At 57.8% G+C, this 26,733-nt stretch carries 24 protein-coding genes; all 24 read right to left on the reverse strand.

The window, feature by feature from the left end; all coding sequences use genetic code 11:
- Positions 1 to 161 precede the first annotated feature (161 nt).
- On the reverse strand, positions 162 to 1,538 hold the full coding sequence (locus H1B37_RS02225; protein ID WP_182864974.1) for a hypothetical protein: 1,377 nt from the start codon (positions 1,536 to 1,538) through the stop codon (positions 162 to 164).
- Between the two features lie 7 nt (positions 1,539 to 1,545).
- The gene (locus H1B37_RS02230) at positions 1,546 to 2,433 is read right to left on the reverse strand and encodes a glycosyltransferase family 2 protein (protein ID WP_182864975.1); all 888 of its coding nucleotides are present in this window, start codon (positions 2,431 to 2,433) and stop codon (positions 1,546 to 1,548) included.
- Positions 2,430 to 2,627, reverse strand: coding sequence for an LbetaH domain-containing protein (locus H1B37_RS33595; RefSeq protein ID WP_286177323.1), 198 nt, complete (start codon positions 2,625 to 2,627; stop codon positions 2,430 to 2,432). The genes H1B37_RS02230 and H1B37_RS33595 overlap by 4 nt, the downstream gene beginning before the upstream one ends.
- Positions 2,628 to 2,996: 369 nt before the next feature.
- Positions 2,997 to 4,109: a glycosyltransferase family 4 protein gene (locus H1B37_RS02240; RefSeq protein WP_182864976.1), complete on the reverse strand. Its 1,113-nt coding sequence runs from the start codon at positions 4,107 to 4,109 to the stop codon at positions 2,997 to 2,999.
- A 1-nt stretch (position 4,110) separates the two neighbouring features.
- Complete coding sequence (locus H1B37_RS02245; protein WP_182864977.1) at positions 4,111 to 5,280, reverse strand: glycosyltransferase family 4 protein; 1,170 nt, start codon at positions 5,278 to 5,280, stop codon at positions 4,111 to 4,113.
- A 5-nt stretch (positions 5,281 to 5,285) separates the two neighbouring features.
- Positions 5,286 to 6,227, reverse strand: a complete 942-nt coding sequence (locus H1B37_RS02250) for a glycosyltransferase family 2 protein (protein WP_182864978.1) — start codon at positions 6,225 to 6,227, stop codon at positions 5,286 to 5,288.
- Between the two features lie 48 nt (positions 6,228 to 6,275).
- Entirely contained in the window at positions 6,276 to 7,154 is an 879-nt protein-coding gene (locus H1B37_RS02255; protein WP_182864979.1) for an FkbM family methyltransferase, read from the reverse strand.
- Between the two features lie 8 nt (positions 7,155 to 7,162).
- The gene (locus H1B37_RS02260) at positions 7,163 to 7,702 is read right to left on the reverse strand and encodes an acyltransferase (protein ID WP_353620760.1); all 540 of its coding nucleotides are present in this window, start codon (positions 7,700 to 7,702) and stop codon (positions 7,163 to 7,165) included.
- Entirely contained in the window at positions 7,695 to 8,684 is a 990-nt protein-coding gene (locus H1B37_RS02265; protein WP_182864980.1) for a glycosyltransferase family 2 protein, read from the reverse strand. The genes H1B37_RS02260 and H1B37_RS02265 overlap by 8 nt, the downstream gene beginning before the upstream one ends.
- Positions 8,685 to 8,688: 4 nt before the next feature.
- Positions 8,689 to 9,771 carry a hypothetical protein gene (locus H1B37_RS02270; protein WP_182864981.1) on the reverse strand — a complete coding sequence of 361 codons (1,083 nt, stop codon included), beginning with the start codon at positions 9,769 to 9,771 and terminating at the stop codon, positions 8,689 to 8,691.
- Positions 9,753 to 10,793, reverse strand: a complete 1,041-nt coding sequence (locus tag H1B37_RS02275; RefSeq protein ID WP_182864982.1) for a glycosyltransferase family 2 protein — start codon at positions 10,791 to 10,793, stop codon at positions 9,753 to 9,755. Before H1B37_RS02275 ends, H1B37_RS02270 begins: the two co-directional genes overlap by 19 nt.
- Positions 10,794 to 10,868: 75 nt before the next feature.
- Positions 10,869 to 11,468 (reverse strand): acyltransferase, encoded by a 600-nt coding sequence (locus H1B37_RS34275; protein ID WP_182864983.1) that lies wholly within the window; start codon positions 11,466 to 11,468, stop codon positions 10,869 to 10,871.
- Positions 11,469 to 11,496: 28 nt separating this feature from the next.
- The gene (locus H1B37_RS02285) at positions 11,497 to 12,681 is read right to left on the reverse strand and encodes an acyltransferase family protein (RefSeq protein ID WP_182864984.1); all 1,185 of its coding nucleotides are present in this window, start codon (positions 12,679 to 12,681) and stop codon (positions 11,497 to 11,499) included.
- Positions 12,678 to 14,009, reverse strand: coding sequence for a glycosyltransferase family 4 protein (locus tag H1B37_RS02290; protein ID WP_182864985.1), 1,332 nt, complete (start codon positions 14,007 to 14,009; stop codon positions 12,678 to 12,680). The genes H1B37_RS02285 and H1B37_RS02290 overlap by 4 nt, the downstream gene beginning before the upstream one ends.
- Complete coding sequence (locus H1B37_RS02295; RefSeq protein WP_182864986.1) at positions 14,006 to 15,373, reverse strand: glycosyltransferase family 4 protein; 1,368 nt, start codon at positions 15,371 to 15,373, stop codon at positions 14,006 to 14,008. The genes H1B37_RS02290 and H1B37_RS02295 overlap by 4 nt, the downstream gene beginning before the upstream one ends.
- The gene (locus tag H1B37_RS02300) at positions 15,370 to 16,644 is read right to left on the reverse strand and encodes a glycosyltransferase family protein (RefSeq protein ID WP_182864987.1); all 1,275 of its coding nucleotides are present in this window, start codon (positions 16,642 to 16,644) and stop codon (positions 15,370 to 15,372) included. The genes H1B37_RS02295 and H1B37_RS02300 overlap by 4 nt, the downstream gene beginning before the upstream one ends.
- Positions 16,645 to 16,707: 63 nt before the next feature.
- The gene (locus H1B37_RS02305) at positions 16,708 to 17,427 is read right to left on the reverse strand and encodes an FkbM family methyltransferase (protein WP_182864988.1); all 720 of its coding nucleotides are present in this window, start codon (positions 17,425 to 17,427) and stop codon (positions 16,708 to 16,710) included.
- Entirely contained in the window at positions 17,424 to 18,593 is a 1,170-nt protein-coding gene (locus tag H1B37_RS02310; RefSeq protein WP_220497990.1) for an ABC transporter ATP-binding protein, read from the reverse strand. Before H1B37_RS02310 ends, H1B37_RS02305 begins: the two co-directional genes overlap by 4 nt.
- Before the next feature lie 164 nt (positions 18,594 to 18,757).
- Positions 18,758 to 19,597, reverse strand: coding sequence for an ABC transporter permease (locus tag H1B37_RS02315; RefSeq protein WP_182864990.1), 840 nt, complete (start codon positions 19,595 to 19,597; stop codon positions 18,758 to 18,760).
- 29 nt (positions 19,598 to 19,626) lie between these two features.
- A complete protein-coding gene (locus tag H1B37_RS02320) occupies positions 19,627 to 20,706 on the reverse strand; it encodes a glycosyltransferase family 4 protein (protein ID WP_182864991.1) in 1,080 nt (359 codons plus the stop codon).
- An 84-nt stretch (positions 20,707 to 20,790) separates the two neighbouring features.
- Positions 20,791 to 21,870, reverse strand: a complete 1,080-nt coding sequence (gene wecB / locus H1B37_RS02325; protein ID WP_182864992.1) for a non-hydrolyzing UDP-N-acetylglucosamine 2-epimerase — start codon at positions 21,868 to 21,870, stop codon at positions 20,791 to 20,793.
- 33 nt (positions 21,871 to 21,903) lie between these two features.
- On the reverse strand, positions 21,904 to 24,288 hold the full coding sequence (locus H1B37_RS02330; RefSeq protein WP_182864993.1) for an O-antigen ligase family protein: 2,385 nt from the start codon (positions 24,286 to 24,288) through the stop codon (positions 21,904 to 21,906).
- A 5-nt stretch (positions 24,289 to 24,293) separates the two neighbouring features.
- Entirely contained in the window at positions 24,294 to 25,295 is a 1,002-nt protein-coding gene (locus H1B37_RS02335; protein WP_182864994.1) for a GDP-mannose 4,6-dehydratase, read from the reverse strand.
- Between the two features lie 47 nt (positions 25,296 to 25,342).
- The gene (locus tag H1B37_RS02340) at positions 25,343 to 26,692 is read right to left on the reverse strand and encodes a glycosyltransferase family 4 protein (protein WP_182864995.1); all 1,350 of its coding nucleotides are present in this window, start codon (positions 26,690 to 26,692) and stop codon (positions 25,343 to 25,345) included.
- Positions 26,693 to 26,733 lie beyond the last annotated feature (41 nt).

Genomic DNA, 26,733 nt, shown 5'->3' on the forward strand with positions numbered 1-26,733 from the left:
CGCTCCCCGACGCCCCCTCATTTGGCAGTGTTTGCGTCTCCTTCGCGCGACGAGCCCCCCATAATCGATACCATCCGACCCGAGCAATTCCTTTCGCCGCGTCAAACCGCCATGGTGCGGTCAAGTCAAATTGGGGATCACTGCAATGACGGTGACGAACCCTACAAATCCCGCCCTCCGTTCAGGGGGGGCTGGATTGCGAGCGTCCCCACGAAGACACCTCCGAACAGCAAAACCCACAACGCGTTCGCCGGGTCGCCGCTGAAATGCTGATGCGAGGCGACGAATGAGGCAAGGTTCGCCATCACCAGCGCGAAGGTGAAGGCCTGAATCTCGATCAGCGGCAAAAACCTCTGACGACGGATTTGTTCGCGACAGTTTCGAAACAGGATTAGGAATGCGACGGACATGAGTAGCACACCGGGGATACCGAGTTCTTTAAAAAGTCGACTGATCCCGTCTTCCTGCCAGACGTCACGTCTGGCCTCGGTCGCGAAGTGCTGTGCCCCTTGCGTGGCAACGCCAAGTCCGGAACCGATGAATCCGGATTGTTTCAACGTATCGATGACGCCTCCGCCGACGTTGTCTTTCAAGCGTGGAGCGAGGTCGCTGATCGTCGTGGCATAGTAAGCCTGATGATCCTCCAATCCTTCCTGATCCCGATAAATTGACAACGGCACTGCGGAGATCGCGACGAGCAGCACGACATACCCGACGGCTTGGGACACATTCTTCTTCGCCGCGACCTGCAGGTACAACAGATAGGAAATCAAAAAGACAACCGGCATGATCAGCATCTTCCGCCTTCCACACAGCATCAATGGAACCACACTCCACACGGCGGTGCTCAGCCAGACCGGGTGGATCGAACGTCGAAAACCTGGCTTATCCCCTCGATTCATGAGCAAGATTGCGGAAGCCATCATCGTATTGGCGGCGTGAAACCCGGCGATATCCGGACTGCGAAAGAAACCAGAGATCAACGGGACAACGACGCCAGGCATGTGGCGGATCCATTCAAACCCGTGAAGTCCGCCGAGTCCCGGCCAATCCCATTGCAGCCATTCGGCGAGCGACCCAACGAACGCAACCGAATTCACAACGACATAAACCTGCAGAATCCGTTTGAGCTGTTTCAAGTCGTAGGCCAACGCCGCACCCAACGCAATCCCCAGCAACGGGGCCGCATAAGAGACGAACCCCAATGCGGCCAACAGCACGCCGTTCTGGTAAAGGGCCAACGCAATGATCGCCCCGGGCACCAACCCCATCACGTACCACATCACAGACCGTTCGATCCATGGGAAACGATTGCGGATCGTTCGAAGTCCCCGGTCGCCGGCAAAAATCAGGTTGACCGCCGCGACTCCCCAAATCACACAAACACAGTAGGTCAACGTCGTCGGTTCACCTTCTGTCATTTTCCGAATCGGATCACGCAAGCAATCCAGAACAATGGCGATGACCAGCCCGCTGCGCCAATCGGCAATCGCAACCAGCGCCCCGATCGCGACAATGATGTAAAAGATTAGATCCATCGGACAATCATCTCGGCGGGCGCTGGCCGTCACATTGCGATCGCTTCCATTCGTGTTTGCGAATCGCGATCATCGATTCATAGCATGCCATCATCCGACAGTACCGCCACCCTGCGGATCCGTCGAGCATCCCTCCCCTGAGCACGTATTGGTACAGAAATCTCAAGACACCTCGTGCCGGAAGTCTTCGCGAAAGCGTTCGCAGTCCACGACGACGGACGCTCGAATCGAGGCTGAAGATCGACCACACCGATTCTTCGAACTGTTCTTCGATTTCACGCCGTGCTTCACGACCGGCATAGCGGACATGTCGCATCCACCAATCGTCCATTCCACGGCTAAACGCATGGTGCACGAAAGGGGCGTGGATTGTCCTCACCTTTCCTTCCACGTCGGGGACAGGGACTTCGCCGTGTCCGCTGTCTTCAAACTTCGCCTTGCCGCGCCGAACCAAACGCATGATCCAAACCGGAAACCCGTCAGAGTGCTTTAGCCACGCGCCGTCAAGCATCGTTTTCCGGCAAGTGCGAAATGCGACCACGTCCTCTTCCGCCGATTCGATCGCGGCGGCGATTTCATCGGCAAACTCTTCCGTGGCAACTTCGTCAGCGTCCAGCATCAGCACCCACTCATTTCGGAGCTCGCCGTGCTCGAGTACCCAATTGCGTTGCTTTGCGAAAGACTCGAACGGATGTTCCAGCACGCGAGCCCCTTCCGATCGTGCCAATTCAACGGTCTGATCGGTCGACCCGTCATCGACGACAACCAATTCATCAGCCCATCGCAGTGCCCGCAAACAACGTTGAATGTTTCGTGCTTCATCTTTTGCCAACACGACGACAGACACTGGCAGCGTCGCACGGTTCAAGACCTCAGGTTCACATGCCATCGTCATGACGAGAGCTTCCGTTTTTTGATCTCCCTTGCCGGGTTGCCCGCAACAACTGTCCAAGCCTGGACATCCTTGACGACAACGCCACATGCCCCCACGACGGCACCTTCACGGATCGTCACTCCCGGACCGACGAACGAACGCGCACAGACCCAGGCGCCGTCCTCGATTCGAATCGGCGACGTTGTCAACTTCATCGTCGGATCCGAAAGGTCATGAGATCCCGTACACAAATAGCTGTACTGAGACACGGTGGCCTGATCTCCAATCTCGATGCGACCGAGGTTGTAGAGGTCCACGTGCTGCCCAATTGAGCTGTCCAACCCGATCTTCAGATTCCAGGGAGCCCAAATCCGAACGGTCGGATCGACTCGCGAGTAACGGCTGACATCCGCTCCGAAAGCGCGCAACAGCAAAACGCGCCACGCGAAAATGATCCTTGGAGAGGGCCGGAAGAACGTCCACCAGCAAATCGCCCACAGAAGACGGCCAACTTTGTTGGCGATCGAATGCGAGGAAGGACAGGCCTTTCGAGAAGTGTCGAGTTTAGCGTTAGGTTTCAAATTTCAAGCTTCAGGTCTTAAGACGTCGCGATAGGCTGACATCATCCGCTCGGCCAATCGCTCTCGGCTGAACTGATTCACGCGTTCCCGTCCGGATTGAATCATCTCGCTGCGAAACGCTTGATCGACCAACAGCCTTTCACACGCTTTGGCCATTGCGTCGTAGTCATCAGGATCTGCCATGATCCCAGCGTGTCCGATGGCCTCCGGAAGCGATCCGGCATTACTCGACACCACGGGACACCCAGCGGCCATCGCTTCCAGCGGCGGCCATCCGAAACCTTCGTACAGGCTGGGGAACACGAACGCGGCCGCACCGCGGTAATACCTGGCGAGTGTTTGTTGGTCGGGATCAGTGACGAACACAACGCGATCCGCCATCCCACTTTCCCGACAAAACTCGCGGAGCGAATCATCCGGCGGAGGACCGGCTAACACCAACCCGACAGGAACGGCCAGACCGATCCGTTTCAGAATTTCGATCGCGCCGCGACGGTTCTTGTAAAACCCGTTGTTGCCCAAGTGGAACAAATAGGGATTCGGTTGACCGACGTCGGCGAAATTCAACGGCGGGCCTTCGAACAACTCCGTGTCGACCGCCAGAGGCACGATCTGGATATCGCGTTTTGCAGCACCGGCGTGACGCAGCAAGTCGTTCGCGGTGCTTTGACTGTCCGCACAGATCACACGCGATGACCGGACACTTTGTAATGACCGGTTGATCAACCACCTTGCCCCACGACCGACCGGAGGCGCACCCGCAAACACTCCGTCCATTTGCAATCGCGGGATCACGTCGTGCACTGTCACCACGACGCGATCCGTCGAGACCGCGGCGGCGACGTAGCCGAAACTGCCGTCAAGCAGATGGACCAAGTCATAATCGGAAACATCCAAATTTCGGGCGGCACACCAGATGTGGTGGTGCCGACGCCACATCCGCAATCGGCTTGGTATCCGCTCGAGTGTCTCCCGGTCGCAACCGAGAAACTCCGTCGACACGACAACGTCCTGCGGATAGGACGTTGTCAATGCAGCGGCCAACTGTTCGCGATAGCGACCCATGCTGCCCGGTTGGCCGGGGATCGTCGTGTCCAGTAGCGCGATTCGCATCATGTCAACTGCCCTGCTCGGTCGCATAGCGGGCGGCCCGCAAGATCCCGTCGGCTGCATCGCGCGGACTGTAGCGACGAATCAATGCTCTCGCATTGCGGCCCATTTCTGCAAGACCGCGACGGTCGCCGGCTGCCCGACACATCTGGTCGGCAAGTGTTTGCCAATCGCCGAATGGGTGTAACCACCCGGTTTCACCTGCGTGAATTAAATCGGGATGACAGCCTACCTGATCACTGACCAACGCAGGCAGTCCCGCCGCAAACGCTTCGTTGACGACCAACCCCCAGGTTTCTCCGTTGTCTGAAGGCAGAACAAGTGCGTCGGATGCGCTATAGGCTTGACCGATTTCGGATTGATTCAAAAAGCCGGTGAACTTCACGGGAAGCTGTTGTTCCCGAACAAGCCGCTCGCACTCCAAACGCTGGTCCCCGTCCCCCACGACCAACACTTCGAACACACCCCCACGCTCTTTTGCGGCCGCGATCGCCTCCATCAATCCGATCGGCTGCTTCTTTTCGATCAGTTTGCCGCAAAACAAGAAGCACACGCGCTGGCGATCGATGCCGAAACGACGTCTTGCATCGGCAACCGCCTTCGAATCCTTGGGACTTGTGGACTCAATGCGTTCGTTTTCGATGCAGTACGGCGCCATAAACATTCGATCGTCGCCGATACCGAGCTCGCGATAAAATTCGGCACTCGATTGTCCGATCGGACAAAACGCGTCGAAATAACGCATCAGCCGTCGATGGATCAGCCGCTTCCACCATGCACGCGGTCGAAGATTGTTCGCCTCTCCGCGGACGATGCATGGAATGCGCAAACGTTTGCAAGCCCGAGCCGTCTGAAGGCAACTCTTGACGACCCATCCGTTGACCACCACCGCATCAAACGAATGTTCCCGGAGACACTCGCCCACGCCTGGCGTATCGCATCCGGCGAAATGCATCAGTCCCGGATTCTTCGCGACATTCTCCAAAACGTGATAGCGATAGCCTTCCAACAGCGGAATGTCCCACTGGAATTCGACGCCAAATTCCGCGCCCTGTTGTGCCGCGTTCGGGATCGTGCAGAACAGCACTTGAAAGTCGATGCCGGATTCCGCTGCCAACTGCCGGAACACCGGGACTTGGTATTGAATCGGATGGGTGGTCAAGAATGCAAGCTTCATTGACGCTATCTTGAATGGTCGTGTCGGCAAGTGATCGAATCGGAATTTTGACGGATCAAGCGGCTCGCTTCGAAATAGGCACGCGCCTCGCCCACAAGCTTGACCGGAATCCACCACGGATGCATCAGATGAAATTTCGTCCTGACTTCGCGAAACATCCGTCGGAGACAATAGAACTGTGCCTCAACGCGCGACTCGGCGTGCCGCATCGCATAATAGTGATCTCCAACCCCGTGGCGAGGAGAGGCACTCCTGAGGTGGTCACCTTCGAGTCGAGTCCCGCCCTTGGCGACTCTCAGATGATCGATTCCCGCTCCACCGAGAAACACGATCGTTCCGCCCGCCGCTTCGATTCGGCGGGCAAAATCCGTCTCAAATCGATAGGCCGCTCCCTGAAAGTTTTCGTCGAAACCGCCGATCGACAGGGCGCGCTCTCGGTGGACGCAGAGGTTCCCTGCCATCACATTGTGCACTTCCATTTCCCGCGTCGAATGGAACGGAAAATCTTCATCCAACCGTAATCCGGTCAGCAGGCGTGGTGCGTCAACATCCAGCGGTTTCTGCCACGGTTGCAACACTTGCCCGACGGTCGCCCACCGCTCGGGACACTCGGCATGGGCGGCTCGATGTTGGCCGACCAAATCTCCGCGTGGCCGAATGTCATCATCGAGAAAGAGGACGAGCCCCGAGGTCGCGATGCGCAACCCATGATTCATCGAACAGGTGATGGAGGGCCTATCGAGTCGAACCCAACGGATCCGACTTTGGTCGCTCCATTGCTTCAACCTGGCATCTGTATCCGTCGCGTGCTGCGGTGTCTGGTCGACGATAATGATTTCGTCGGCGCGGGTCGGAAGACGCAACAGGGATTCGATCGTCGCAACCAGAACGGCATCACGCCCCAAGGTCGGGATCACGATCGATAGATCGGTTTTGAACTCGGACAAGTGAATTGAAGGGGCGATGAGTTTACAACAGGTTCTTGCCGCAACGGGTCAGGTTTCCAGACGTTGGAAATCCGGCTCAAACTCTTCGGCGCGACCCGTGGGAACGGCAAGGACGTCGCCTGGGGCAACCACAAAAAACTCGTAGGCCGCACATTGCCGAATCAAACTGCATAGATCATCCCGGCTGTACCCGAAACGGTTCGCACTCTCATTGGCTTCAAATAGCAACGCCGGCTGGTGCTCTGCGATCGTCTTTTGGGCTCCCGACAAGACCCCCAATTCGCCTCCTTCGACATCAATCTTGATCAGATTCGGCGGCGGAAGCTGTCCCGACCGGATCGTTCCGTCCAATGCAACCAGTGGCACCTTTACGATCGATTCCCCCGCCTCGTCCGAGGCCATCAGTGAGGCATGAAGCGCGTGTGCCGGCTTATGAAGTTCCACCGTGCCGTCATGTTCTCCGACGGCAACGGGAAACACGTCGATGTTGTTCAACCCGTTTAGACAGGCCGACACCGCAACCAGTTCGGCAAGTTCCTGCTGCGGCTCGAACGCCTTGATGGTAATGCCGGGACATGCCAACGCAGTTTCGTTGGAAACGGCACCCGCATTCGCCCCCACATCGAACATCACTCCTCCCCGTCTCATCACGATCGCACAGGCGCGGAGAATCCAGGGTTCCCACGCCCCTTCATTTTCGATCGTCACGTAAAGATCCAGGTTGGCGGGATCAACAGCCAGTACGCATCCCGAATCCGTTGTGATGGTGGTCTTCCAGTGTGTTCCGAATCGACGTCCGATCGTCCGCGGAATCGCTCCTTTGCCGCGTGGAGAGAGTCGATTCAACGACGCCGCGACACGCATCATCATCGGTTGCGTTGGTTGCCATTGTCCGACATTTTCCGGGCGGATCGCATTGAGACTCATGATTGAAACTACCGTTCTCGAATTTTTTGTGCCGGAACACCCGCCCAGATCTCGCCGCTGGGCACATCCGCTCGTACGACAGCTCCGGCACCGATGACGGCACCATTTCCGACGGTCACACCCGACAAAATCGTCGCCCTGGCACCAATCCACACGTCATCACCCACACGAACCGGGCGTTTTGAACAGCCCTGTTCACGAATCAACCGGCCCGATTCACAGTTGTGCGAGTGGTCGGTGATGAAAGTCCCCGGAGCGATCAGAGTGTTCGCCCCGATGGAGACATGATCGACCACATCAAACTCTGATCCGCGTCCGATGAACGAATACTCGCCAATGCTCAGCCGCGCCGATTCGTCGACCAGTTTAAACCAGACATCTTGTTCAACTGTGACACGTATCGCGATCGAGATGCCGCGCGGGTAATCGACCCGGCCTCTCGATCCGATACTGACTTTCGGCCCCAACGAAGCCCCGCGAACGGCCCACCATCGGGCGCGCAAGCGAGCCTGCACCAAGCGGTGCAGATCGATCATTCGTTCAAGCACTGGACCGCTGCATCTTCAAATAGGAAAGCACTAATTTCGCCCACGAACGGACCTTCAGCGGCCGCTCCGCGATCGCACGCTTCAGGTAGCCACGACATCTTCCGTCACCGAGTGAATACAATTGGCTGCCGATGAAAAACTCCGCGTTGGCCCGGGCGTCGCGAGGCGAAATGATGCTCGCCGATGGCAACTCTCCCCAACTTGTTTCTTCCGCTTCCCTTAACACCGCCGAATCATCAAGACCTCGCAAGGTGAAGTCGAAACTTTTGCGTGCGAGTGATGCCAAACGTCGTTGACGGTCGTGGCTAGCCACACTGATACCGCCCAATTCGGTTTCCCACTCGAACAACACGTCGGGGATCTCGGCGAGACTCCCCAGTCGCGACATCCTGTACCAGAGGTCTACGTCCTGGGCATACCGAAACGCGCGGCGGTAGCCGCCACAGCGAATGTAGGCGTCTTTGCGAAACATCGCAGACATATGCGAAATGCCGATGCCTTGAGTAAGAAACGCGTGCGTCACCGCATCGGGCGACAAATCACGTGTCGCTTCGCCCAAGTACTCTCCCGCCGGGCCGATCCGACGACCTCCGGCGCCCACCGCAACGACTTCCGGATGTCGGAGCAAGTAGTCGTGCTGGCATTGCAAACGCGACGGCAACGATCGATCACCGACGTCTTGTCTGGCGATCAAATCCCCGCGCGCGGCCGCACATCCCGCGATCAATGCTTCGGTCAGTCCGGCATTCTCTTGCCGCAGGACGACCACCCTCGGATCATTTGCCGCCAATTCACGCAACCCTTCCTCGGTTCCATCGGTCGAACCGTCGTCGACAATGATGAACTCAAAATCATCGAACGTTTGCCGAAGAATACTCTCCGCGGTCAAGCGAAGCTTGGCGGCGCCGTTGTAGACTCCCATCACGATCGAGATCGCCGGTGATTCACGTCGGCTGTGATTGGTTTCCCGCTCAGGCGACATCCCCTCAGGTCCTCTCGTTGGTGGCGATCACGCCCTGCGTCATGACCGATCGTGGACTTCCCGGCAGCAGGCCTTGGAGAACGTCGTTGTTCATTGCGCGCAGTTGCCGGTCCAGCTTTGCATGCCCTTCCACCCGGTCGATTTGATCGAATATCACCGCCGGATCGCCCAGCATTTCCGTATCGATCGACACGAATGCATTCTTGATCATCGGCGGGCAACGCCGAGCAAGTTTTGGATGGATCAAGACGCTCGCGTTATTCGCGATCGCATCACCGATGGTCGTCTTGAATCCGAATCCCAACGGAGATAAGAGCGCGACACTGTTTACCGAATTCATGAAACCGCAAAGGTCGTCGATCATTCCGGTATACGAAACGCTGTCGGAGGCAGGAAGCCCCCAATCTTGCAGATCTCCGGTAATGACAAATTCGTAGCGGCTGCGTCCGTTTTGTTTCAGATGCTCGGCCAAACGGATAAATCGCGTGACCAAATCCCAACTCTTGCGGTTCTTGCTGGCCGTCGGAAGACAGACGATCCGGGTGCGCTGCGAATGTTCGGTCGGGTCGTCGTTGACCAGGTGGGCGGGGCAATGATAGGGCAACCAACGACACTCGGCCCTGCCGGGTAGGCGATCCCAATAGGCCGCCGTTTCCCAATCACTGATCGACCAAATCTCAGAAGCATTCCGTTTGGCGACCAGGTCATGTCGGAAGAGCCGGGAGCAAGCATAGGCGTTCCAGAGGGGGCCGCGTTTGGACCACCAGCCGTGATTGTCTAAATGCTGGAAAGGCTCGATGTTGTGTGACCGGACCGCAATAAAGGCATCAGGATGACGTTCGCGAATCGCAGCCGTGATTCGCGGAAGCAGCGAGTACTCGATCAAGAACCGAGGCGATCGGATTTCAACCAGTTCTCTCATGACCGCTGCCGGTTCGTCCTCTGGCACCCGAATCTGGCGATAATCCTCGACACGTTCCTGAAGGAATCTGACCCGCGAAATCGTATCTTTGTAGCTACCGTGATAGGTATTCGAGAAAACCGATTCCGGAATCACATGGACGACGGTCACATCAAGTTCTGGCATCGTGGTCTCTCTTGACGTTCCGAGTGAAGCTGACGAATCCTCTGTTCAGCGGGCACCGCCATGGTCTGGTCGTGGTGCTCGCGATTGCGGTCGCCGGAGGCCTTCTTGGGAGCCGGCGGGTGCCACAAATGAACAACCGGTAAGGTGCCACCGTTTTCACGTCCACCGGTCCTCATCCGAGACAGGAATTCCAGATCTTCGCCTCCCCAGCCGAAGTAGCTTTCGTCGTGCCCGCCGATTCGTCGATAGGCATCCGATCGGATCGCGATGGGCGTCGGGTTGTTCTGCACAATCTTTTCGATTCCAGGAAACATGAGCTGATTCTCGGCGATGGCCCGCTGGGTCGCGTCTTGTTCCAGATAGAACAGCCAACGCGCCGGTCTGCACCCGTTTTTTTGATTCAGAATCCGAATCCCCTCTTTGACGTATTCGCGTGGGACCACATAGTCCCCGTCATGGATAAAAAGAACCGCACCACGGGCATGATCAGCCGCCTGGTTCAGCGCGAGGCTCTTGTTGAATCCGCGGTCTGGGACGGGATTCGGACGATGCAGGTAGCGTATGTCCGGCGGTAGTTGGTCTTCGAGATCGGCGTGATCTGACTGTTCGACCACAATGATTTCCAGCTCGACGCCGACCTGCCCCCTCAGTGAGGCCAGGACCATTCGAAGCAAGGGCAATCTTTCGGATCCACCGACGGCGATCAGAATCGATGCCTCCGGATTGGGCGACGTTACCCGATCATGATTGAAGTTTAAAGCGATCGGCCAAAGCGAAAAGCAGTATTGAAACAGACGCTCCTGGACGCGTGGAAAGACCCGACCGACCGTCAAGATGGACGAATCGGCCCAATCGCAGAGCCTTGCGCCCGTCACACCATCGATCAACAGACGTTCGTTTCGGTTACATAAATCCAACCAAGTCATCCCCATCCGACGGGCCAGACGCGGTTGGCGGAGAACCCATTCGGTCTTCCACCGCTCGTTGGCCCAACATCCGAGACATTCACGCAAGCTGGTCATGTTTCATCAAGTCCATCATGTTATGCCAAGCCCGGAATCGACTCATTCGTGCCGCCACGACGAACGCGTCGACCGCTATCGGTGACCGATGTGTTTGGCAGGTACACCCGCCCAAATCTCGTTTGCAGGGACATGGCTGGTCACGACCGAACCGGCGCCGATCACGGCGCCGTCAGCGATCTCCACTCCGGGCATGACCGCTGTCCCCGCCCCCAACCAAACGTCGTTCCCGAGGGTCACATCGCGTCGATCCTCGGTCGGCTTTTGGCTCCGAATCACGACCCCTTTTTCAACCCCATGATTCCGCGCGACCAAGGTGCAAAACTGGCTGATCAGACAATCATTGCCGATCGTGAGCGTCCCTCCCCCGCTACGTAGGTTGTTGTAGGGACCGCACCAAACCCGATCGCCCATGACGATTTTCCCGAATCCGTTGTGTCGATCGCCGAATGAAAGCAACATGCCATGGGACAACGTCACATCATTGCCCATCACCAGACGTTGATGATCGAAGCCGTTTAAAACGACCTCGTCGGAAACACGACAGTTGCGCCCACAGTTCCTGACAGCACGCACTTGCAACAGGTGTCGGTGACGCTCGCCGAGATCCGACACCAGATGCGAGTGTCGGAGCAGCCAGACCCCTCGCAAGATGGAACTTAGTTTCTCAATCACCGACGAACTCCATTTTGCATTGAACGCATCACGTTGCCCGGATCGACGGCGACGGCTTTAATCGTGGCATCCGCCCACCCAGAAACCACCGCTCGACTGCATTGAAGAAAAGGGCTCCGAAACCGATGGAAAGCGCTAAGTACAGTAGCACTCGCAACAGCCAATTGATCCCACTCGGCGGCAAACTTTCGTGGGTGCTGACCACGTACATCACGGGAACGTGTACCAGGTAAACGGAATAGGAAATCCGTCCCAACGAAGCGACGTTCTTCGAGATCGGATTGTCAGTGACGAAAGTGTTTTCGGCCGCAAGCATCCAATTCATCAGACAGAAAAAGCCACCCGCCGCGAACAGCTCACCCAACCACGAAATGCTCTCTTGAATCCGAGCGTCGATCGGGTCGAGAAAAGCTCCATGCCCCGCGGTCTGCAACAGTTCCGCGAAATTCCGATTAGCCAACAGAGCGATCAACAGGAAACCGCAAGCGACTGGAAGGGACCGCGTCCATCGACCAAGTGTGATGTTTCCGCACGAGGCATCGACCGCAAGAGCACCGAGCGTCCAGTGCAGCCAAAACATCATCGGCCAGAGGTACCATTTTCCGATTTCGATTGTGCCGACTTCGACCCAAGGGACAAAGGGCATGACGCACCGCCACGCCAACGTCGTCGCCCCGGCAACAGCCAGGGCGAGTCTCCAGTTGTCGCGTCGGATCATACGGATCAAGAGAAAATACCCGGCGTACAGTTGTTCCTCCATACCGAGAGACCAGAAGGCGCCATTGCCGAGGGACGTCCCAAAGTCTGCGGTCAGATTGTGCAACATCAACAGATGCAAGGCGATGTCCGTGACGATCGCTTGGCGGTCGATCGCAAACTCATCGTGCAACCATGCCGCGGCAAACAGGCTGACCACCATCGCCGTCACATAGGGTGGATAGAGTCGCCAAAACCGACGACGCCAGAACTGAAGCCAATTGAGTTCCCATTTCCCCGTGTCAAATTTTTTCATCGCGGAACGGCGATGGATGCAGTAGCCCGACAGCAAGACGAACAGGTGGACTCCGAAATAGCCGTAATTCATCAACTGTGAAGGAAAAAACCAGATGTTTTCCCGGAATCCCCCGGGTGCATCATGCGGCATGTGAATCGCCAACACTGCCAGAATCGCAATCCCTCGAAGAATATCGATGCTTTGCAATCGGTCCGTCACGTGGCCGTCCCTATCGCTTCGGACCGAATCTGATCGATTTGACGAGATTCGTCATCGGTTAATAAACCGCTCGAAGTCGGCCACTCGCTGCCCGGACTTCGATGCCGCACCGGTCGACCGGCCCACTTGCGAAATGTGTTTTGCACGGAAGCCGGCACTCCGAGGTCCGTCAATCTGCCAGGCAACTTTTCATTGATCACCGGGACCACGCCGGAGCGCATGGGAGCATCGAGCCAGCTTCGAAATGCTGCGTCCCAAGCGACAATCGAACCGTCAAACGAATAGCAACCGGATTGGGACCTCTTTGCTTGCTCCGAAAGCCGAGTGATCAACTCCGGTTCCCCGACCAATCGCTCGACACACCCGGCCGCCGCGACCGGGTCGCCCACCGGAAACGTCAGACAGTTGGTTTCATCAACAAATTGTCCTTCCGTCACCAATCCTGGGAACCGGGAGATGACCGGAACGCAGCCGTGTGCCATCGCTTCACGCGGCGCGATCGTGACGCCCTCCCATGCCGCAAAATGGACAAACAAATCGGCTTTCCGGTACTGATCGCGATAGAGCGTTTCTCGATCGACCCACCCATGAAACCGGATCGCATGTCGATCTCCGAATTGTGATAGCTGATTTCGTAGTTCCGACTCTGACGGACCTGTTCCGGCCACATCCAATTCGAACTCGATCGACCGGCGCTCGAGTTCGGCCAACAGCAGGGGGAGATCCTGGCACCGCTTCTGCTCTTTTTCTATCCGTCCGGCATACAGGAGCCTCACCGGTCGGCCGACGATCGGCTGCCGAGAAACCGCACACTCGGGAGCGTGGACACCTCCGGCGATACTGATGACGCGCTGCCGTTCCAAGTTTGCAAATCGACAGCAAGCCTCCGCAACCAGTTTTCCCGAAGTGACGCACCCGTCAATATGATCTCGGTATCGTTTCACGTCACTCAAATAGTCATCCTCGAACGCCCGGACCCCGACGACCAGTCTGATGCCGCGATTCTGTTTTTCCTTCGCGACAACTTCATAGGCATCAAAGACTCGCATCGAAAGAACGACATCGGGCCGAACTTCATCGATAACCTTCTTAATCGCCGTCAAACGACTCGATCGAGTTCCCAGCGTCCCGTCGATTTCCACGATTGGCAAATCGGGATACACCGAACGGTAGCCTTCCGGATCGTTAAAGGACGCACCCTTGGTCAATCCTAGCGTGACCTCCCAACCATGGTGGGGCAGATTTCGACACAGATCCGCGATGATGCGATCCGCGCCTCCGTGCGGATTGCTGCAACGTGAAACGATTAGCAGACGATACGTTTTCATCGCTTGCCGGCAGTTTGTTTGATTTCCGAAGATTGCGAACGCTGTTCGGTTTCGATCGCTCGACAGCTCCGGTCGATCTCTGCGAGTCGCTCCGGCGAATGCGTCCGATGAAAGAGCGGCCATTCGACTCCATCCTGCCAACCGGATCGGATCATCCGCCGCCGAAGTTGCCGAACGGTGTCGACCCATGCGGGCGGAATCCCCCATCGGTCCAAGCGTCCTGAGTCGTCGTTGCGGGATTGGCAAAGGTCTTTTCCCGGTGTGATCGGGTGTTCCGCGGTGACACGTTCGATCAATGCGAGCCATTGGCGCTGGCACACATCCCAACTGTATTGTTCTTCCGCGTGCCGCTTTCCAGCCAGAGATAGGGATTTCATCAGCTGAGGCGAACGTGTCAGTTTCTCGATCGCGTCGGCGGCCGCGCTCATTTCTCCGACGGGATACGACAACCCGTGCTTGCCATCGACGACCAAACGCTCCGATTCAAATCCGAGATAGCGTGAAGTGACCGGAACAACGCCGTTCATCATCGCTTCTGCGAGAGCCACCCCGAATGTCTCGGAGGAGGAAAACAGAAGCAGCAGGTCAAAATCTGGCAAGTATTCTGAATAGACCTGCTCGCTATTCTTGAATCCGACCATCCGCACACGATCGCCAAATTCCGCTAATTGGTCTCGAAGTGGCTTCTCTGCAGGACCGGATCCGACAATGGTCAGGTGAAAGGGAACGCCGCGACCGACGAGATGGCGGCAGAGAATCGGAATGTCCAAAACGCGTTTGTCTTCGATACTCAGACGGCCGACATATCCCAAGCGAATGGGGCCGTCGGTTCGAGGACGACGTTCGGTCGTCGCCCGCGAGGCCCCATTGGGCACATGTGTGACACGTTCGGACTCGAAACCGGCGTAGCGGATAAGGTACCGACGCGTCATTGCTCCGACACAAACCACATGATCCAATCCGTCGCGGAGGTCTTGCAAGTCGGCAAGCATTGCGGGCAAGTTTCCCTGCGCCCGCCCAATCAGATGGACTGCCCGCCCAGCCACCTTTTCTCGAACAACCGATGCGTTGGCGTCGAGCACCCCCAAAGGCAACACGGCAATGGGGTTGGCCTTGCGGATCGCCCGTCGACAAGCTCGGATCCGGCCTTCTCGATCGAGTCCACGACCGTCGACCTGGACCGTATTGAGATTCGAATGAAACTTTCGAAACCGAGCCGGATCATGCTCACGCTGACCGCGGACCAGGGCCACCGTCGTCTTCCACCCCTGATCATCCATGTGTCGACAAAATCGGTCCAGCCACGTCGCGACCCCACCGACCGGAGATCGCGTCGCCATGAACAAGAGGATGCGTCGATTCAATGTCTTGATCCGCCGGGTCCGGCCGGACTGAATCCTTCGGACTCGCCGGCAATCCGCAAAGGTTCATCGGACTCCGACCTCGGAATCCCCAACAGTGATCGGACCCCCGCAGCGAAGGCCCGGGCTGTCAGTACTTCGCGGGCCACACGGCATGACGCTTCTGCCTGGTCGACACGAAACGACTTATCCGTCGCCAGCAATCGCAGCGACCTCTCGATCGCACCGAGATCGTCGGCGTCACACACGGCGCCGAAATGGTGTGTTTCACAAAACGGTCGCAGTGAGCCCTTTCTCGGAGCCTGGACCAGAATCGGTCGCCCCGTTGCGACGTAACTGCTTAATTTTGTCGGAAAGGACAAACGTGTCAGCGGATCGTTTTCAGGTGCGGAGGACTGTGGCAAATAGAGCACGTCACAACTGGACATGATCTCGTGTGTCTCTTCGGGTGGTCGCCAGCCGTAGAACCGACATTCGGCGTTGGATCGCGACCGAAATTCGATGCGCCCTCCGACGACCACCAGCACGATCCGTTTGCCATCGATCGTCCATCCAAGATTGTCACAGCACTGTTGAAGAATGCGCCATTCGTGATGACAATACATGGATCCCGACAGCCCGATCCGGAATTCCGATGGATGGCTCGGCGCCCACCGCGGTTGCAACGCCTCTGTATCTACGCCAAGACGAATGACGATCGGCGAATTCTTGACGTGGGGCCGATAGGCTTCTCGCATCTGTTCACAGATGACGGCGGTTCGGTCCGCCCGCGCCAGAAGTCTCCGGAATCGACCGACAGTGCGGCGTCGCGTGAGGCGATCACAATTCCGCTGCAAACACAAATGCTCTGCGTCGTCCCAAACCTGGACCAGAAGCCGACACCGTATCGCCGGCAACAACGCGGTCGCGACATCGATCGTCGCCAGGCTGTTGAGGATCAGCCAGAGTTGCTCGGGGGGATTCTGATTCAGGTATTGACGCAATCTCTCCGCCAAGACTTCGATGGCTCGATCATAGACCGTCTGCCGGCGTCGAAGCCTCTTGATGGTCCCGGCGATCCCCTTGTGGATAGGATCGTAGAATTCGTCGACCGGGTCAAAAAACGTCACGGAGGAAGTGTGCGTTTTCGTCACCGATTCACGAACGGCGGGGGCCAGGATGGACGCAATCCTGACCGGTTGCACGTCTTCGCAACCGAGCATGGCCTGAATCAAGACGCCACCGACACCCGGCGTGCCAGGCGCACTGGACGTCAATAGTGTGGTTGAATCCATGATCCGCTCAGATCGCAACTGTCATCGGCTGGGGCGATTTCGCCCCACGGCGGCAACCGCAACTCATCTTTCGAACAGACAATCGCACTGCAGGATCCGCCCATCGGCCCTACTGACCCATTGATCAACATTGCCTCGGTAGTGAAAGCCCATCGTTCTCATCCGTCCGTACAGTTCATCGAAGGTCGGCGCATCCTTGTAGAGCGACTGCAACGAGACTTCCATGACGACCGCCTCCGCATTGGCGATGGTTTCAGCTCCGCCCTCGATCACTTCACGTTCAAATCCTTGAACATCAATCTTTACGAAAACCGGTGGCTCGAGCGGTTCGGCAAAGACATCGTCCAACCGCTGAATCTCGATCGTCTCGACCCATGACTCGGAAGTGTGCGGCAGTTCCTCTCGATGCAACGAATTCATTTCCAATAGGGAACTACTGGGCGAGGACTGATTGTGGTGGATCTGGGATTTGCCGGTGCTGCTTCCGAGGGCCGTCCGAATCAAGCGATGCGGCGCCAACTCAGCGGAGAGTTTTTCCAGTACATCGGCGCAATCGGCAAGCGGCTCGAACGAGACCAGAAGTGCATCCGAATTCCAATGGCGAGCGATCCGAGCAAACTGGCCCACATTGGCGCCGATATCGAGAATGGTCTGTGCGTTGTATCGCTGCAAGAATCTCCACTTTTCGAGGCTTCTTGCTTCTTGCTCCGCTTTCTTGATTGCCGGTAGCGCGCTGATCCGTCGGACGTCCCACCCGGCGTATCGCAATGTGTTTAAGATCATTCTTCGCATGAGTGCACGGCGTCAGACCGAACCTGATTCAATTGTTGCAGCTGGACCATTCCCCAAGCCGGGTTCCAATGAGCCGGCCCTCCCGAACCTGAAAGCGCCCCGATTCCGACGCCAAAGGGCAACACATCACTCAGTGAATCGTGCAATCGGGTTGCAGCCGATCGGAAGTCGGTAATCGAGATCGCACAGTGGTATCGGCCCGGAGCCAGGTTGAAATGACTGACCAACGGGTACGTCTTCGTTTGCCCCTTTTCGGGTGCCGGCAGGATCTCACTGAAAGTGCTGCCGACGGGCGTCTTGTCATCGGTCATGACGGTGATTGCGACTTGAAGTTTCTCACAATCGTCATGGGCTGTGATGGCTGCCTCCATTGCGAACTCACCTGTCATTGGCAGACAACCGGACTCATCAAGCCCGGCCAATCGCAGATCGGTGAATCGCAGTTTTTGGTCCAGTCCGCTGAAGGCTCGTGGGGCATCGGCGATCGACACGTCGGAGTCTTCTCCGATCAGGTTTTCCTCGACATACTTTGTGACACCTTGTTGAGTCGGTCCGTCAAAAATCAGCCGACCGTGCGACAACACGACGGTGCGCGTGGTCAGGCTACGGATCGAAGCGAGGTTGTGGCTGACAAATAGCACGGTCTTTCCGGATTCGGCGACCGATTTCATTTTGCCCAGGCAGCGTTTTTGAAACTCGATGTCGCCGACCGCCAACACCTCGTCGACGATCAGGATTTCCGGATCCAGGTGTGCGGCGACGGCGAATCCCAGCCGCACCTTCATGCCGCTACTGTAACGCTTGACCGGAGTGTCCAGGAATTTCTCCACCCCCGCGAACTCCACGATCGCATCGAGCTGTTCGCGGACCTCGCGTCGGGTCATCCCTAAAATGGTTCCGTTCAGGAAAACGTTCTCGCGTCCGGTCAATTCGGGATGGAACCCCGTCCCCACCTCAAGCAGACTAGCCACGCGGCCGAAAAGCTCCACCCGACCTTCGGTCGGATACGTGATGCGGCTGAGCAACTTCAGAAGTGTACTCTTCCCGGCACCATTTTTTCCGATCACGCCAACGACTTCGCCCTGCCCGACGCGGAAATTGATGTCGCGCAAAGCCCAAAAGTGTCCATCCTCGACGCGGTCAGGTTCGGCGATCATGCTCCCGCCATCTTTCCAACCGCCCTTCCCGATCAGTCGCCCCGCCAATCGGTTCGCGAGATCGCGCACGCTTCGCGCATGCGTCAATCCCAACTGGTACCGTTTGCTTAGCCCGTCAATCTGAATGGAATCGCTCACGGAATCAATGGTTCTTCCCAATGTCCTCAAATGATGTCGGCAAACGTCGTTTCAACTTTTCGGAAATAGGCCACCCCCGAAACGAGCACGACGAGCAAGACGAGCATCGAGATACCCATCGTGCCCCAATTCGGCTGCACGCTGCCGAGCAACGCCCATCGGAATCCTTCGATCACGCCGACCATCGGATTCAGTGCATAGAGCGTGCGGTACTGCTGCGGAACCAGATCGATCGGATAGACGATCGGACACAGATACATCCAGATCTGAACAAGAAAAGGTACTGCCATCGCAATGTCACGGAATTTCACATTTAATGCGGTCATCCAAATGCCGAATGCCAACGCCGTCACCACCATGATCAAAATGAACAGCGGCAGCAACAATAGCTCCGGCCCCGGCGTATAGCGGTACAGAACCATCAGTCCGATCAAAACGACGAATTGGAGCGCCAGCTCGACCAAACCCACGGCCACTTTAGCGAGCGGCAACACCAAACGCGGGAAATAGACCTTCGTCAACAACGCACTGCCATCGACGACACTCGTCGTGACCCCGATCAGGGAGCTAGAGAAGTACATCCATGGCATTAATCCGGCGAACGCGAAGATCGGATAAGGGACATCCGTTTCGATTCTGACAAAAATGCTGAAGACCAAGGTGAAAATGGCGGCGGTCAGCAACGGTCGAAAGATCGCCCATCCGTATCCGATGACGCTCTGACGGAATCGTGCCGAAATGTCACGCATTGTCAGCAATAAGAGTAGGTCGCGGTATCGCCACACCTCTGCCAAGTCTAATGAGAACCAACCGGAGGGTGGTTCGATGACCGTGGACGCTCTTGTGTCCGGTGCCGTTGTATTCATTGGAACGTGAGTTGCGTTGGAGCTCTACGTCAGATCAGGTTCGGGAGACTCAGCAAGGGTTGAACACAGTTTCCCCAAGTCAAACCCGACGCTCGCTCTCTCGCTTTCTCGCTCAACTGTTTCCATCGGGTCTGGTCATCGAGCAGCGATTCCAATGCGTCGGCCGTCCAGGACGGGTCTTCCACCGGACCGAACAGACCGGCGGGCCCGCAGATTTCCGAGATCGCGCAGCAGTCGGTGCTCACCACCGGTGTCCCGAACGCCATCGCTTCGGCAGACGGGATCCCGTAGGACTCGCAGTGACTCATCAACGCGAAAACCTTGTTGATTGCGTATTGGCGATGAAGCTCTTCGTCACTGACCCGGCCGAGAATCTCGACGGCGTCATCGAGTCGCTTCGATCGGACTTGCTCGCGAATCTGACGTTCGTAATTGGCATCGGGCCAAGGCCCCACCAAGCGAAGCGTTGCCGGAACGTCTCGTTTTCGCAACAATCCGACCGCGTCGACCAGAGTGTGAGCGCCTTTCCAACTGGCCATCGCCGAAACCGAGAGGATCGAAAAGGGATCACGTTCGAGATCCTTGAATTGCTCGGCGGCCCTGTAGGTGGCATCATTGAGTCCGACATAGGCGATTTCGCTGGCGGCTTCCTCGCGGCCCGGATTGCCATTTCGATAAAGCTCCCGCAAATGCCCCGAGATATAGATCATCAACGCCGCTTGTGAGAACGCTTGCCCGTATCCGATTCGCTGCATCCGTGCCTTGAACCGTTCTGAAAAGCTACGATGGACGATCGGCCGGTAGCACCATGGATTCTGACAAAGCACTACCTGCGGAACGGGGCAACGCGGCGCCAGTGCACCAGAGACATTCAGCATCAGATCGGCACCATCATCGCGGATGACTCTCGGCAAACAGGTCGCCTCCCACCATGCTCGCTTCGCCCAATGCCGGTATCGAGTCGAAATAGCAATGCATTGCGTCCCAAGCTGGATCAACTCCTGCGGCGGCGGATTGTCGTCGTAGTGCAAGACGACCAACTCGTGGTCCGGCAAAGTCTGAAGCGCGTAGGGACGCAGGAACCCGTAAACGACGTGGTTGCCGCTCATGGACCCGATCGAAAGAGTGTTGACTAGCAGTCGCATTGGAAATAGTGGTTCAATCGAAAGAGTTCGAACTCGATCGCCCGAGCCCTACGCACGCATCAACCTTGCCGCGATTCGCTCGGCGGCTTTGCCGTCCCACAGCTTGGGGCAATTGCGTTTCGGCGGGTCGGCCTGGACCTCGTTCCACGCCGCAAGCAGGGTGTCTTTTCCCGGTTGGACCAGTCGGTTGGTGCCCTCGCTGATCGTGATCGGGCGTTCGGTGTTGGGCCGCACCGTCAAACAGGTCACGCCCAGGTAGGTCGTTTCTTCTTGCACGCCTCCGGAATCGGTCATGACGACCTTGGCCGATCGCATCAGCCCCATGAAATCGAAGTAACCCAGCGGGTCGACCATCCGGATGCCGTCGGCCAACTCGATGCCTTCGGTTTGCAATCGCGACCGAGTTCTCGGGTGCACGGGAAAAACGACCGGAAGGGTCGCGGCAACTTCGTTGAGCGCCGCAATCAACTCGCCCAACATCCGCGGATCATCTACGTTGCTCGGCCGGTGCAAGGTCGCCAAGACGAAATCGCCCGCCGTCAGCCCCAGCGTCGACAGAATCTCACTCTGTTCGATCTTGGGCAAGGCACGGATCAGCGAATCGATCATCACATTGCCCACACAATGAATTCGATCCGCCGGAACGCCCTCGGCGATCAAATTCGCATCCCCGTCGGGCGATGGGGTCAACAGCAGATCCGAGATCGCATCGGTCACCTTGCGATTGATCTCCTCCGGCATCGTGTTGTCACGCGACCGCAACCCTGCTTCCACGTGAGCGATCGGCACGCCGATTTTTGACGCCACCAGCGAACACGCGACGGTCGAATTCACGTCACCGACGACCACCAGCCAGTCCGGTCGATGTTTCAGGATCACGGGTTCAAATTCCAACATGATTCGCGCCGTCTGGACCGCATGCGAACCACCGGAGACCCCTAAATGTTCATCGGGTTTGGGTAATTCGAGCTCGCGGAAGAACACGTCCGACATCTTTTCGTCAAAGTGCTGGCCGGTGTGGACGAGCGTTTGTTGGACGTCGCTGCCATAGGCATCCAAGGCACGCATGATCGGCGCGATCTTCATAAAATTCGGTCGTGCACCGACAACGGATAGGATTTTCGTCATCAACCTTGTACTTGTTTCCAGGGGAGTCGCATTTCAATTCAGGAACTGTTCCGCTTTCGCTTTGCGATCGGGGATGTCGGGGATCACGTCTCGGATAGGAAAATCGGGCAGACGCAGGGATCGCCCGAGGACGCGGGTGACCATCCGTTGATCGAGCGTCGCGGCACGTTTCCAGGCCTCTGTCGCAGTGTCGTAATCTCCGTGGTTGGCCGCCAATGCCCCCAATCGAAGTTGCAGTTCAGGGGTGTTGCGAAACAAGGCGGCGGACTGCTCAATCGCAGCTTTGGTGCGTGAGGGCGTCTGGTGAACAAACTCCAAGTAGACCTGGTCGACCCGCGGGGACATCGCCAGTGGTCGCCGCCGCAGGGAATCTTCTGCCAACCGCAGGGCGCTGACGTAGGGCGAATCCGGTCGTCGGAACCGAGCATCCAAGGGCAGCGCGGGAACCGGTTTGCCGGCATCGGTCACGTTTGTCGACAGCGCGGGATCCGACGCCCGCCAGCTGAGTCTTCGTCGCCCCCGTGACGTCAATGCGTACGCCGCCGCTTGATGCGTTTCGGGCAGCCGCGCCACATTCATAGCCTGTAGCTCCAACAGTCGGCCGCGTTGAAATTCGAGTCGAGTGAGCAGGTCCAGCAGGTCCGGGTGTGGGTGCCGGTCGGCCAACGTTCGGCAATCGGCCGCGAATGAGTCGAGCCACGCTCGGTCCCTCTGATTTTCCTCCAGCTGAATCTCCGCGGTTCGCACCGCGAAATCGACCGCACAGTCGAGTCGAAGCCGAGCGATCGCGATGGCCGCAACGCCCAGCAGCCCGATCGCACAAGCGGTTTGGATCACCCGCTGCCGCATCGGCGTCGGCGAACGCCACCACGGGCCAGACGCGAGCAACTGCAGCTTGGGTTTGCCGCGTTTGCCGGATTCGACTTGTTCGCTCTGGTTTGCCGCCACAACCACCAGCGACGACCTCGCGATGATCAGCGGCAGAATCGTCGCGACCGCGATCAGATTGGCGGGCAGAATCAAACCGAAATCGAACATCTGGCTGACGGCGATCACGATGCTGAGAAAACACCCGCAAACCCACAGACCATGGTCGATCGGATCGGACGATCGCTGTAAACGTTTCAGACTTGTGACCATCACCCCTGCGGCAAGGCCCGCCAAAATCAGCCCACCGAGTCCGAGTTCGACCAGCATTTCCAGCCACAGGTTGTCGGCGTGCAAACAATGACGCCAGGGACTGGTCTGCTGCCAGGGCAAATACGCGTAGCCGTAGGACGCCAGCCCGCTGCCACCGGGGAAGTGTTCCCATGCGGTACGAAGTCCGTCGGGCCAATGAGCCAAACGGGTGTCGCCGGACAATCGGTCGCTGCCGGCAGAAACCGTTGCGCCGATTTGCCCGATCGTATCTTCGCGAAGTGTCTGTTGGCCGACCGATCCGGTCCTCAAGAGCACAACGGCGATCAACGCGACCACCGCGATCGCTGCGAAAATGACGCCCAATCGCGCGATCTTGCGACGCGTTAAAACCGTCGTCGCAATCGCCGCAACCAACATCGCCAACAATCCGCCGCGAGACCCACAGCCCAACACGCCGATCAGACAAACACACAACGTGACGAGCGAGCCGACCAACAGCGGATCGCGCCACCATAGCCCTTTCAAATTCGTACGTCCGCGGCCCGATTCCGTCGCCGACGAGGCGTCGCGCTGGTGCGCCAGTGCAGTGGTGCGATAGACGAGCAATCCCAACGCCGTCGCGATCCCGACATTGATCGCCAAGGCCGCGTTGTTTCGGTTCAGAAACGTGCCGAACGGTGCCCCTTCGCCCCCGCTGCGAAAGCTCCACAATTGAAAGTCGGGGAACAGTCTCCGCCCAAGCCCGATCAACGCGACCGAGCAAGCCCCCAATGCGATCGCCGACAACAGGAAGATTATCCGTCCGCGATGCTGAAAAACCAGAACCGCAAAAAAGGAGATCAGCAGCGTGATCGTCATGCATGCGAGCGCATGGCGCGAATCGAACGGGGCCAGCGAAATCGGAATCGACTGCGTTGGATCGATGTTGATGATCTGGCCGGTCCAGGTGATGTAGGCGGAATAGCTTGCCGGGCTGAGCCAAACGACCACACCGGAGGGGAGCGGCACGGTTTGTAACCAAGCGAAGATCAAACCTGCCAACAACAACCCGGACGCCGCAAAGGCTCGGGGCGCCAGCCGACTCTCGCCGGGACAGCCGATCGAAGCGAATCGGGCGATCAGGGCGAGCGAACAAGCCGACGCAATTGCGACCGCGGAGGTGTACTTGGTCCATGGCAGGATGCCGCCGAAATCGCTGGCGATGATTCCCGGCGTGATCGCCAACGCAATCGCGGCGATCCAATAAAGCGATTCCGAAAGACGGTGACGCGAAGACAATCGGTTCAGGTTTCAGAACGATGCGGCGTGGTTGCCAACGCATCAAGGTCGCTGCGGACCATGATTTCGGCCAGCTTGGGCAATTGGGTTTCGGCTTTCCACTGCAGCACTCGGGCCGCCTTGGCGGGGTCGCCGACCAGATGCGTGCCTTCACTCGGACGCATGTAGCGAGGGTCTTGTGTCACGTGATCTTCCCAGTGCAATCCGACCGCATCAAACGACGCGGCCAGGAAATCCTTGACGCTGTGTGCGGTCCCGGTCGCGACGACAAAGTCATCCGCGGCGGGTTGCTGTAACATCCGCCACATGGCATCGACATATTCGGGGGCATAGCCCCAGTCACGGCGCCCGTCCAGAGACCCGAGCGAGACCGTTTTCTCAAGCCCCATGGAAATCGCCGCGGCGGCGCGGGTGATCTTGCGGGTCACGAACGATTCTCCGCGGCGAGGCGATTCGTGGTTGTAACAGATCGCGTTACAGGCGAATAAGCCGAAGGATTCACGGTAGAGCGTGACCATCTGGGTGGCAAACGCTTTGGCGATCCCGTACGGGGTGACCGGGCGCATCGGCGTCGCTTCGTTCTGGGGCGCCTGCTCGGGCCGGCCAAAGATCTCGCTGCTGCTGATCTGCAGGAACTTGGGTTTCTTGTCCAGATCGCGCAGGATTTCCAACAGGCGAAGCGTTCCCATGGCGGTGAATTCACACGTCGTCTCGGGGATCTCGAAACTCGCCCCGACGTGACTTTGGCCGGCCAAATGATAAAGTTCGTCGGGAGCGGCTTTGAGCAGGATCCGGCGAATGGTCGTCACGTCGCTCAGATCGGCATAGTGCAAAAACAACCGCTTGTTGTAGATGTCTTGCTGGTGAAAAAGCTGATCCAATCGACCGCGGGCGGTGATGCTGCTGCGCCGCACGATCCCGTGGACCGTGTAGCCTTTTTCGATCAGCAGTTCGGTCAGATAAGAGCCGTCTTGGCCGGTAATCCCGGTGATGAGCGCCGTTGACATAGAGGGTTGACTGACTTTCAGTGGGGCAGCAATCAAAGAGGCAGTAATCAAAGGGTCAGCGCGATCCCGGAATCCGACGCGCTGTATTTCTGGGAGATCGAGGCATCGTGAAGATCATGATTGGCCAGGTCGACGGCATGGTCGGACAGGATGCTGGAAAGGATTTGGGCGAATCGTTTGACGATCACCGGTCGATCGAAGTCGCGGATCGCGGCGTGCCTTGAACGACGCTGGCGGTTGACGAAGTCGCTGGTGGACGCACGACGCGATTCCGCCTCCGCTTCAGCCACCGCGTCAGCGATGGCGTTGGCCGAACCCGGCCGGACACACCAACCGATGTCGCGTTCCAGGATCGTTTGGCACAGATCGGTTTGCGGATCTGCGATCGCCAGCACACTGCGGCCGGCGGCCATGATCCCGTACAACTTGCTCGGGCACAAGCAACCGGTCACGTTCTCGTGCATCGACACGACGTGAAGATCGGCCGCTGACAAACTTTCGGCCAATTGATTGCGCGGCTGATAATAAACAAACTCGACGCGGCCGGCCGGCAGGTTCAAGCGGGCGGTGTGTTCGAGCAACTTGTCACGTGAGGCCCCATTGCCCACCAACAACAACTTCGCACGCTCGGGCCAGTGCGGTTGGGCGGCGGCGCTGATCAGCATTTCCAATCGTTGCGTCAGCCCCATGTTGCCCGAATGCATCACCACAAAGGCGTCGGAGAGACCGTGACGGTTGCGAAATTCATTTTCGCGGTGAGCGATCGGCGCGATTTGTTGGCAATCCGACCAGTTGGGAACGATTTCAATGCGATCGCGATGGATCCCCCAAGGCGGATTGGCCAAACGTTTCCGCATGCACCGTCCGAGCACGATGATTCGTGACGCATTCTTGTAGGCCACGCGCAGTTTTCGTCTCAGCAACGGTGCGACAAACGGTACCCTCACCTTGCCGACCGCTTCGGCGACATCGGGGTAGATGTCTTGCAGGTAAACACAATGCTCGGCTCCGACCCGTTTGGCGAATTCCGCCCCCGCGATCGGCATCAGGAATGGATCGGTCTCGCTGACCACCACATCGGCTCCCCACTCGACTCGGCGAAGAAAGCGGCGGGCGGAGAAGTAGAACGAGAGCAGATTGAGAATCCGGCCGAACGGGTTTTTTTTGGCGAATTGGTAATGCGTCAGGCGATGGATGGTGACCCCGTCGCGCGATTCCGCACCGGCATGCAAGTACGGACTGTCTGCTTCGGGGCTGTTGGGCTGGCCGCAAACCACATGCACATCGAATCGGTCCGCCAGCCCAACGCACAGATCGGTCAGCAACTGACCGGTCGCCTCGATATCCGGCCAATAGGACCGGTTCAAGAAAACGATACGGCGACGTTCTTTGGGCACGGGAGCTTGAGACGGTGATGGACTGGAGGTCGGAGTGCGTT

The sequence above is a fragment of the Stieleria mannarensis genome (genome assembly GCF_014154935.1).
In the GTDB taxonomy this organism is placed as follows: domain Bacteria; phylum Planctomycetota; class Planctomycetia; order Pirellulales; family Pirellulaceae; genus Stieleria; species Stieleria mannarensis.